This is a genomic window from Paraburkholderia sp. AV2 (genome assembly GCF_054968425.1).
This window is the reverse complement of record NZ_JBANLK010000010.1, coordinates 148,510-157,275: the sequence shown is the minus strand read 5'-3', so window position 1 is coordinate 157,275 and position 8,766 is coordinate 148,510. Positions and strand designations below refer to the sequence as shown.

The 8,766-nt window shown below is 67.0% G+C and carries 9 protein-coding genes and 1 pseudogene; 4 read left to right on the top strand and 6 right to left on the bottom strand.

Going from position 1 to position 8,766, the window contains the following annotated elements; translation table 11 throughout:
* A pseudogene (locus V8683_RS10570) lies at positions 1-433 on the top strand (hypothetical protein); the annotation flags it as partial.
* A 431-nt stretch (positions 434-864) separates the two neighbouring features.
* On the opposite strand, the gene arsH reads toward V8683_RS10570, so the two are convergent.
* From arsH to V8683_RS10540, 6 genes are read right to left on the bottom strand one after another with little or no spacing between them, the layout of a single operon-like run.
* Positions 865-1,587, bottom strand: coding sequence for an arsenical resistance protein ArsH (gene arsH / locus V8683_RS10565; protein ID WP_411190553.1), 723 nt, complete (start codon positions 1,585-1,587; stop codon positions 865-867).
* The gene (arsC, locus tag V8683_RS10560; RefSeq protein ID WP_411189698.1) at positions 1,580-2,002 is read right to left on the bottom strand and encodes an arsenate reductase (glutaredoxin); all 423 of its coding nucleotides are present in this window, start codon (positions 2,000-2,002) and stop codon (positions 1,580-1,582) included. The genes arsH and arsC overlap by 8 nt, the downstream gene beginning before the upstream one ends.
* 16 nt (positions 2,003-2,018) lie before the next feature.
* Positions 2,019-3,089: an ACR3 family arsenite efflux transporter gene (arsB, locus tag V8683_RS10555; RefSeq protein WP_411189697.1), complete on the bottom strand. Its 1,071-nt coding sequence runs from the start codon at positions 3,087-3,089 to the stop codon at positions 2,019-2,021.
* A gap of 8 nt (positions 3,090-3,097) precedes the next feature.
* Positions 3,098-3,595, bottom strand: coding sequence for an arsenate reductase ArsC (locus tag V8683_RS10550; RefSeq protein ID WP_411189696.1), 498 nt, complete (start codon positions 3,593-3,595; stop codon positions 3,098-3,100).
* 12 nt (positions 3,596-3,607) lie between these two features.
* Positions 3,608-4,036 (bottom strand): ArsI/CadI family heavy metal resistance metalloenzyme, encoded by a 429-nt coding sequence (locus tag V8683_RS10545; protein WP_411189695.1) that lies wholly within the window; start codon positions 4,034-4,036, stop codon positions 3,608-3,610.
* A 12-nt stretch (positions 4,037-4,048) separates the two neighbouring features.
* Complete coding sequence (locus V8683_RS10540; RefSeq protein ID WP_411189694.1) at positions 4,049-4,378, bottom strand: ArsR/SmtB family transcription factor; 330 nt, start codon at positions 4,376-4,378, stop codon at positions 4,049-4,051.
* Between the two features lie 372 nt (positions 4,379-4,750).
* Here V8683_RS10540 and V8683_RS10535 point away from each other — a divergent pair, with 372 nt between their 5' ends.
* The 3 genes from V8683_RS10535 (at position 4,751) to V8683_RS10525 (ending at position 8,618) form a co-directional block, all read left to right on the top strand.
* Positions 4,751-5,098 (top strand): DUF2958 domain-containing protein, encoded by a 348-nt coding sequence (locus tag V8683_RS10535; protein WP_411189693.1) that lies wholly within the window; start codon positions 4,751-4,753, stop codon positions 5,096-5,098.
* Between the two features lie 566 nt (positions 5,099-5,664).
* On the top strand, positions 5,665-6,492 hold the full coding sequence (locus V8683_RS10530; protein ID WP_411189692.1) for a DUF932 domain-containing protein: 828 nt from the start codon (positions 5,665-5,667) through the stop codon (positions 6,490-6,492).
* An 80-nt stretch (positions 6,493-6,572) separates the two neighbouring features.
* The gene (locus V8683_RS10525) at positions 6,573-8,618 is read left to right on the top strand and encodes a ParB/RepB/Spo0J family partition protein (protein ID WP_411189691.1); all 2,046 of its coding nucleotides are present in this window, start codon (positions 6,573-6,575) and stop codon (positions 8,616-8,618) included.
* The last annotated feature ends 148 nt before the right edge of the window (positions 8,619-8,766 follow it).

The window sequence follows — 8,766 nt, the reverse complement described above, 5'->3', positions numbered from 1 at the left end:
GACGAACGCGAGACAAATACCCCCCGCCCAAACTCAAATAGCCCGAGCCGTAACACTCAAGAACGCGTGGCAAGCCGTAGAGAAGAAGCACCGTAACGGCGAACAGGACGCCTACGAACGGGAAGCCAAGGAACTCTACGGCCTCCTGCGCGAGGCGTGGGAGCGTGCGGTAGAGGAGGTTCTGTTGGGCGGCATCGTCGAGCGGTTCAGACCCAGCGTCGAAACCCAACGGCTCGCCCCTCTCTCCGACATCACCGACGAGGACTGCAAGACCGTCAAGGAAGGGATGACCAAGTCCTCGGCATGGCTCACCGGACACGACCACGCGGCGGCGGCGCGGGCACCCGTGCCTGCACCCGACGAGTTGAAGAAGGACATTGAGGCGTTGGAGACGTGGGTGAAGGGCATCAACGTCCGCCGGAGCAAGAAGTAGCCACCCAAGATATCGGCGATGAACCTCGCGCTCGCCCAGGAAGGCCACTCTGTGGCTCCTAAGGCGTTCCTCGAAGACGGCTCCCTACGCTTCGACCTCATCGCATCGGCAGTGCGTCCCGGCGTTCCGCCGTCGGGCTCGCGGGCTGCGCCCCGCGCCTCGTGCCGAGTCGCGGCCATCCGGCTTTGATCCCTGACGCCTTCGGCCCTCGCGGGCCTGCGCGCTCCGCTTGCCAAGGGGCAGGGCAGTGGGGCGGTCTTGCTGTTCCCTTCACCGTGCCACGGCGTTCTCGCCGTCAAGGGCTGCGCGCCATTGGCGCTTGCGTCCTCGCGGCCGAAGAACAAGGCGGCGATGCTGGTCAAAGGCGCCGTGCCGAAGCCGGTCGATGCTTCCCAAGAAGCGCAAGCGATAGCCGGTCGGCCCAGCATCGGTCAGATCGCGGCCTGACTGACGCGCCGGCTCAACGCCTCGGCGCTTTCCTTGCGCTCGTTGTACCGATCCACCAGATACGGGGCCGCGCCGCGCGTCAGCAGCGTGAACTTCATCAGTTCTTCCATCACGTCCACCACGCGGTCGTAGTAGGCCGAGGGCTTCATGTGTCCGGCCTCGTCGAACTCCTGATATGCCTTGGCGACCGAGGACTGGTTCGGGATGGTCAGCATCCGCATCCAGCGGCCCAGCACGCGCATCTGGTTCACCGCGTTGAAGGATTGCGAGCCACCCGACACCTGCATCACCGCCAGCGTCTTGCCTTGGGTCGGGCGCACCGCGCCGACCGACAGCGGAATCCAGTCGATTTGTGTCTTCATCAGGCCGGTCATCGCGCCGTGGCGTTCCGGTGAACTCCACACCATGCCTTCGGCCCATTGCGCCAGCTCGCGCAGTTCCTTGACCTTCGGGTGATCCTCGCTGGCGTCGTCCACCAGCGGCAGACCCGACGGGTTGAACAGCCGTGTCTCGCCACCCAGCGCCCGCAGGATGCGGGCGGCTTCCTCAGCGACCAGCCGGCTATACGAGCGGTCGCGCAGCGAGCCGTAGAGCAGCAGGAAGCGCGGCGCGTGCATGGCCCGCTCGACAGCCAGCAGCCGTTCTATGTCGGGCGCCTGGAACATGGCGGCGTCGATGTTCGGCAGATCGAGGCGGGATTCAGACACGGTGGCCTTCCGCATCCACGACCGGCTCGCCGTCTTCCTTGTTGAACGCGCCGCGCTGCGGTTGCGGCAGCAGGTCAAGCACTGCTTCCGATGGCCGGCACAGGCGCGTGACCAGCGGCGTGACGACGATGGGGCGATTCATCAGGATGGGGTGTTGCCCGATGAAATCGAGCAACTGGTCATCCGACCATTTCGGGTCGGCAAGGCCCAGCTCCGCGTAGGGTGTACCTTTTTCGCGCAGCACGTCGCGCACGCTCAGGCCGGCGTCGGCCAGCAGCTTGACCAGCGTTTCCCGCGCGGGCGGTGTCTTGAGGTATTCGATGATCGTGGGTTCCTCGCCGCTATTGCGGATCAGGCCCAGCACGTTACGCGAGGTGCCGCAGGCGGGGTTGTGGTAGATCGTGATGGTGCTCATGGATGCCCTGTGAAGATTACGAAGTGGTCGTGCGGCGCTCGTACCAGCCGCGCGAGCGGTTCACCACGCGCACCACCAGCAGCATGACCGGCACTTCAATCAGCACGCCAACCACCGTAGCCAAGGCAGCGCCGGAATGGAAACCGAACAAGCTGATGGCCGCGGCCACCGCTAACTCGAAGAAGTTGCTCGCGCCGATCAGTGCCGAGGGACAGGCGATGTTGTGCTGTTCGCCGGCGCGGCGGTTGAGCCAGTAGGCCAAGCCGGAATTGAAGAACACTTGAATCAGGATCGGTACGGCCAGCAGGACGATGACCAGCGGCTGTTGCAGGATGGCTTGGCCCTGGAAGGCGAACAGCAGCACCAGCGTCAGCAGCAGCGCCGCGATCGACAGCGGGCCGATACGCGCCAGCGCGGCCTCGAACGTGGCCTGGCCTCGGCGCAGCAGCGCGCGGCGCCAGAGCTGCGCGACGATGACCGGGATGACGATGTAGAGCACCACCGAGGTTAGCAGTGTGGCCCACGGCACCGTGATCGACGACAAGCCCAGCAGCAGGCCAACGATGGGCGCGAAGGCGAACACCATGATGGTGTCGTTCAAGGCCACCTGCGACAGCGTGAAGATCGGATCGCCGCCAGTCAGCCGGCTCCAGACGAACACCATTGCCGTACAGGGCGCAGCGGCCAGCAGGATCAGGCCGGCCACATAGCTGTCCAGTTGTTCGGCCGGCAGCCATCCCGCGAAGATGTGGCGAATGAAGACCCAAGCCAGCAGCGCCATCGAGAACGGTTTGACCGCCCAATTCACGAACAGGGTCACGCCAATGCCGCGCCAGTGCTGGCGCACCTGGCCGAGCGCGCCGAAATCCACCTTGAGGAGCATCGGGATTACCATGACCCAAATCAGCGCGCCGACCGGCAGGTTGACCTGGGCCACTTCCATGCGGCCGACGGCCTGGAACACGCCCGGCGCAAGCTGACCCAGCGCGATGCCGGCGACGATGCACAACAACACCCAAACCGTCAGGTATCGCTCGAAGGTGCTCATCGCGCCCGCCGGCGCGACGGTTTCCGCCTGTGCGGCCATGCGCGCCCTCACTGCTGACCGATGGCGCGCAGCTCGCGCTGCAAGGACATGGCATCGAGGCGCGGGAGCGGCAACGACAGGAACAGCTCGATGCGCCGGCGCAGCGTCACGGCGGCGTCCATGAACGCCTTGCGCTGCTGTTCCTCGCTGCCTTCGACGGCCGCCGGATCGGGCACGCCCCAATGGGCCGACACCGGCTTGCCGGGCCAGAACGGGCAGGCTTCGCCGGCGGCGTTGTCGCAGACGGTAAAGATGAAGTCGAACACCGGCGCGTCCGGCGTCACGAACTCATCCCAGCTCTTGCTGCGGTAGCCCGTTGTCGGCAAGTGCAGGCGCTCCAGCGTGGCGAGTGCCAGCGGATGCACCTCGCCCTTCGGGTGGCTACCCGCCGAATAGGCGTGGAAGCGGCCTTGGCCCAAGTGGTTGAGGATGCCTTCGGCGAGGATCGAACGGGCCGAATTGCCCGTACAGATGAACAGCGCGTTATAGGTGGTTTCGGTGGTCACGGGAGGCTCGCGTCAGCAGCAGGAACGGGATGCAGGCGCGCAGCAGGCCGTGGCCAGCGGCGTCGCTTCGTGGAAAACGGGAATGTCGCCGAGCGTGTGGAAGTGCTCCCAGGCCACGCCCTGCGGGTCGGTGATCCAGTGCTTCTCGCTGCGCGCGTAGCAGCAGGTCGTGGTGCCTTCGTCGAGCAGCGTCATGTCGGCCGCCTGCGCCCGCGCCTTCAAGGCGGCCAGCTCGTCGGCGTCGTCGGTTTGGATGCCCAGGTGGTCGATGCCGGGCTGGCTGCCGCGCGTGGAGATGGCGAAGTTCACCGGCGGGTCTTCGAGCATCCACTTCGCGTAGTCGCTCTCGATGCGCGTCGGCTGCGCGGCGAACATTTGCGAATAGAAGCCGATGCTGCGGTTCAGGTCATCGACGTGCAGGTGGACGTGAAAACGCTTCATGGGAGGTTCCTTTCAGCAGGTGGTGCAGGCGCGGGGCGAGGCGTTGACCTCGCACACCCCGCCTTGGCAGCAGTGCTCGGTCAGGTAGCCGATCAGGCCATTCATGTGGGCGTACTCGGCGCGATAGATCAGGTTGCGGCCCTGCTGTTCGACCGTGACGAGGCCGGCGTGGGCCAGTTCCTTCAAGTGGAAGGACAAGGCGTTGCGGGCCACGTCGAGTTGGTCGGCCATGACGCTTGGCATCAGTCCACCCGGGCCGGCGACGACCAAGGCGCGGAACACGCGCAGCCGCTGGGTGTGGGCTAAGGCGCTCAGGGCGGAAACAGCTTGATCTTCGTTCATGGTTCAATAATACAACAATTATTGAACCAATGCGCAAGGAAGCGACGAAAACGACCGTTGGGCGTCCCGGCGTACCGCCGGCGGGCTCGCGGGCTGCGCCCCGCGCCTCGTGTCGAGTCGCGGCCATCCGGCTTTGATCCCTGACGCCTCCGGCCCTGGCGGGCCTGCGCGCTCCGCTTGCCTGTCCGTGCCCACGTTGGAGAGGGATGGGCGGTCTTGCTGTTCCCTTCACCGTATCACGGCGTTCTCGCCGTCAAGGGCGGCGCGCCGGTGGCGCTGGCGTCCTGGCGGCCGGCTTCGCCCCCTGACTGCTGTGCTGCGCCGTGCTGGCAACGGTTTCGGGCAATTCCGCCCGTGCTACCGGAGATCGCCATGAGCGCACTCATCACCGACGAACACCGCTTCCTGCTGCTGGCCAACGGCCGCGAATCACTCCAGAACCAAGACTTTGATCCGGCCCCCGTGGTCAAGCTGTTCACGCCGGACGCCGGCGCGACCTGGCTGTTGACCGAAATCGACCCGGACGATCATGACCACGCCTTTGGTCTGTGCGACTTGGGCCTGGGGATGCCCGAACTCGGCTGGGTCAGCTTGCAGGAGTTGGCGACGGTCCGAGGCAAGCTCGGCCTGCCGATCGAGCGCGACTTGCACTTTCGCGCGGAGAAACGCTTGAGCGCCTACGCGCGCGAAGCGCGGCACGCCGGACGGATCGTCGTGTGACCTCACCAGCGCGTCGCCCTTCGGGGCGACGCGCTTTTTTTCTGCTGCGTCCGCTGCCGATGCCTTCGCGCCTGCGGCGCTGCGCGCTACCGCTTGCACTCCAGGGGAAAGCCCTGCGGGCTATCCCCGCCGCGCTGCGCTTGGCGCCCCTGCAAGCCCGCCGCCCCGGCTGCGCCGGCGCGGCCTTCGGCCCGGCTCCGAGATCCGGGCCTGCGCGCTTCGCTTGCGTGGGGTCTGCGCCAACGCAGCGGCCGTTGCCTGTCGATCCGCCTTTCCTGACTTCATCACCTTGTCCGCGACTGTAGCCCGCGGCCGTGTGCCGTCAAGGCGCGCAGGGCCGTGTCCTCGGCTGCGCCTGCGGGCCGCACCAACCCTGCGCTTGTCTCCTTGACGGTCCCCGTCCGCGCGCTCCTGACCGTCGCGGGCGATGAACTCAGGAAAGACGGTGGCAACGAGGCCGGCCCAGGTCTCCGCGCCGACCCCACCGGAGAAGCCGAAAGGCGGGCTCCGAATCTAGGAATCCGGTGGTGGCTTTTTCGACAGCAACCCTTGTCAGGAGAACGACCATGCAACTTGCTTCCCGCTTCGCATCCCGCTCCCCGGTGCTGCGCTCGGAACATCCCTTGTCGGATGACCAGATTCGCGCCGTAGCGCCTTCCATCTTCGCGGATGCCCCGCACGAAAGCCGCTCGGAACGGTACAGCTACATCCCCACCGCGACCGTGCTGCGCGAACTCCGCAGCGAAGGCTTCGAGCCTTTCATGGTGACGCAGACCCGCGTGCGGCAGGACGACCGCCGCGACTACACCAAGCACATGATCCGGCTGCGCCACGCCAGCCAGATCAACGGCCGCGAGGCCAACGAAATCATCCTGCTGAACTCCCATGACGGGACGAGCAGCTATCAGATGCTCGCCGGCATGTTCCGGTTCGTTTGCAAGAACGGATTGGTATGCGGTGACACCGTGGCCGACGTGCGCGTGCCGCACAAGGGCGACGTGGCCGGACACGTCATCGAAGGCGCCTACGAAGTCTTGCACGGCTTCGACCGGGCGCAGGAATCCCGCGATGCCATGCAGGCCGTGACGCTGGACAGCGGCGAGGCCGAGGTGTTCGCCCGCGCCGCGCTGGCGTTGAAGTACGACGCCCCCGACAAGCCTGCACCCGTCACCGAAACGCAGGTGCTCGCGCCGCGCCGTCTCGACGACGACCGCCGCGACCTGTGGAGCGTGTTCAACCGCACGCAGGAAAACCTCTTGCACGGCGGCTTGCACGGTCGCAGCGCCAACGGTCGCCGCCAGACCACCCGCCCCGTGCAGGGCATCGACCAAGACCTGCGCCTGAACCGCGCCCTGTGGCTGCTGGCCGATGGCCTGCGCCAGTTGAAAGCCTGAACCCCACGGCGGCAGGGGCAGGCAGCAGCCCTTGCCGCTTTTCTCCGCGCTGCATCCCTCAACTGATTGGAGTTATCACCATGAACGCCGTTACCAAAGCCGAAATCCATGCCATCGAAACCGCCGCGCCGCTGGAAGCCGCCGACCCGACCAAGAACCTGATCTTGGTTGCGCTCTCGCAGTTGCAGCCGCGCCGCTCCAAGCGCAATGCCCGCACGACGCCGCGCCTGTCCATCCCCGAACTGGCCGCGAGCATTTCCCGTGTCGGCCTGCTGCAAAACCTCATCGTGATTGCCGCCGCCGATGGTGAGCAGTACGAAGTCGTTGCCGGCGACCGCCGCCTGACCGCGATGAAGCTGCTGGCGAAGAAGAAGCGCATCCCCGCCGACTACGAAGTGCCGTGCCTGCTGGTGCCCGATGCCTCGGCACGTACTGTCAGCCTCGCGGAAAACCTGCTGCGCGAGCAGATGCACCCCGCCGACCAGTTCGAGGCGTTCGCCGCGCTGGTGAAGGAAGGCCGCCCCATCGAGGACATTGCCGCCGACTTCGGCGTGTCCCCGCTGGTGGTGCAGCGCCGCTTGAAGCTCGCCAACGTCTCGCCGCGCCTGCTGGCCGACTACCGCGCCGGTGGCGTGACGCTGGAGCAGTTGATGGCTTTGACCATCACCGACGACCACGACGCGCAGGAAGCCGCGTTCTACGCTGCGCCGGAATGGCAACGGGGCGCGTCCGCGCTGCGTGAGCGCCTGACCGAGCGCGAAATCAGCGCCAGTCATCCGCTGGTGCGTTTCGTCGGGCTGGACGCCTACACCGAAGCAGGCGGCGGCATCCGCCGCGACCTGTTCGCGGAAGGCGATGCCGGAACCTACCTGACCGACGCCGCACTGCTGGAAACGCTGGTGCGCGGCAAGCTGGATGCGCAGGCCGAGGAAGTGCGCGCCGAGGGTTGGGCGTGGGTCGAAGCCGTGCCGCAGATGAGCCATGCCGACCGGCAGGCGTTCCAGAATGCGCCGCGCCGGCGCCGCGAGCCGAGCGCACGCGAAGCCCGCCGCATCGCTTCGCTGCAAGGCCGTCTCGACAAGATCGACACGACGCTGGAAGAAGCCTACGACGCCGAGGACGAGGACAAGGTGGCGATGCTGGAAGAACGGCGCGAACAGGTGGCCGGGGAACTGCAAGCCATCGAGGACGCCTTGCAGGACTATGCGCCGGACGTGCGCGCGGTGGCCGGTGCCGTCGTCACCATCGACCGCGAAGGCGAAACCGTGATCTATCGCGGGCTGCTGCGCGAGGCCGAGGCGAAGGCGCTGCGCACGCTGCACCGGCTGCGGCAGGGTTTCGCGGAAGGCGGAGCCACGAACGAGGACGAAGGCGATGCCGACGAAGCGCCCAAGGCCGCGAATGTCTCAGACCGGCTGGCGCAGCGGTTGAGCGCCCACCGCACGGCGGCGCTGCAAATCGAAGTCGCGCAGCATCCGCACGTCGCGCTGGCCGCGCTGGTGCATGGCATGGTGCAGACCGTCTTGCAGCCCAACGCCTATCGCAACGGCCTGCCGCTCGGCGTGCGCCTGACCGTGAAAGACCGGCTGGAAAGCCTCGCCCCGGACGTGTCGGAATCGTCTGCCGCCGTGGCGCTGCGCACCTTGCAGGAAGTCACGGGCGAAGCCTTGCCGGAGGACAGCGCCGAACTGTTCGCCGTGCTGCTGGCCAAGTCGCAAGACGAGCTGGTGCGACTGCTGGCCGTCTGCGTCGCGGCCACGGTGGACGTGGTGACACCGCGCACCACGCAGCGCCAGCCCGGCGCGGAACTGGCGCAAGCCGTGGGGCTGGACATGGCCGCATGGTGGAAGCCGACCGCCGAGGGCTATTTCCAGCACGTACCGAAAGCCGCGATTCTGGAAGCGGTCGGCCAGTACGCCCCGGATCACGTCACCCGCCTGTCGAAGCTCAAGAAGGGCGACATTGCCAGCGAAGCCGAACGGCTGGCCGAGGGAAGCGGCTGGATGCCTGCCGTGTTCCAGCCCGGGCACCACACGGAGCCGGAAGGCGTACCGGATGCGGCGAGCGATGACGACGCGCTGGAAGATGCCGCCGACGAGGTGGAGGCCCACGCGCTGGCCGCGTGATTCCGCAGCATGGCCCCGACGCGTTGCGCCGGGGCTTTTCCCGAACCGGGGGCGGGCCGGCTGGGCCGGCCCGGTGTAACCGTGCCCCCCCAAAAACCCCCCCCCCCCCGAAGGCCCCGCGGGGAGCCGGGGCACGGATAAAGGAATT

What these genes read in the sequence shown, in the direction of transcription:
- V8683_RS10535 (WP_411189693.1), top strand. Translation starts at nt 4,751, where the DNA reads ATGAGCGCACTCATCACCGACGAACACCGCTTCCTGCTGCTGGCCAAC.
- arsB (WP_411189697.1), bottom strand. Translation starts at nt 3,089, where the DNA reads ATGGCCGCACAGGCGGAAACCGTCGCGCCGGCGGGCGCGATGAGCACC.
- arsC (WP_411189698.1), bottom strand. Translation starts at nt 2,002, where the DNA reads ATGAGCACCATCACGATCTACCACAACCCCGCCTGCGGCACCTCGCGT.
- V8683_RS10540 (WP_411189694.1), bottom strand. Translation starts at nt 4,378, where the DNA reads ATGAACGAAGATCAAGCTGTTTCCGCCCTGAGCGCCTTAGCCCACACC.
- V8683_RS10525 (WP_411189691.1), top strand. Translation starts at nt 6,573, where the DNA reads ATGAACGCCGTTACCAAAGCCGAAATCCATGCCATCGAAACCGCCGCG.
- V8683_RS10545 (WP_411189695.1), bottom strand. Translation starts at nt 4,036, where the DNA reads ATGAAGCGTTTTCACGTCCACCTGCACGTCGATGACCTGAACCGCAGC.
- V8683_RS10530 (WP_411189692.1), top strand. Translation starts at nt 5,665, where the DNA reads ATGCAACTTGCTTCCCGCTTCGCATCCCGCTCCCCGGTGCTGCGCTCG.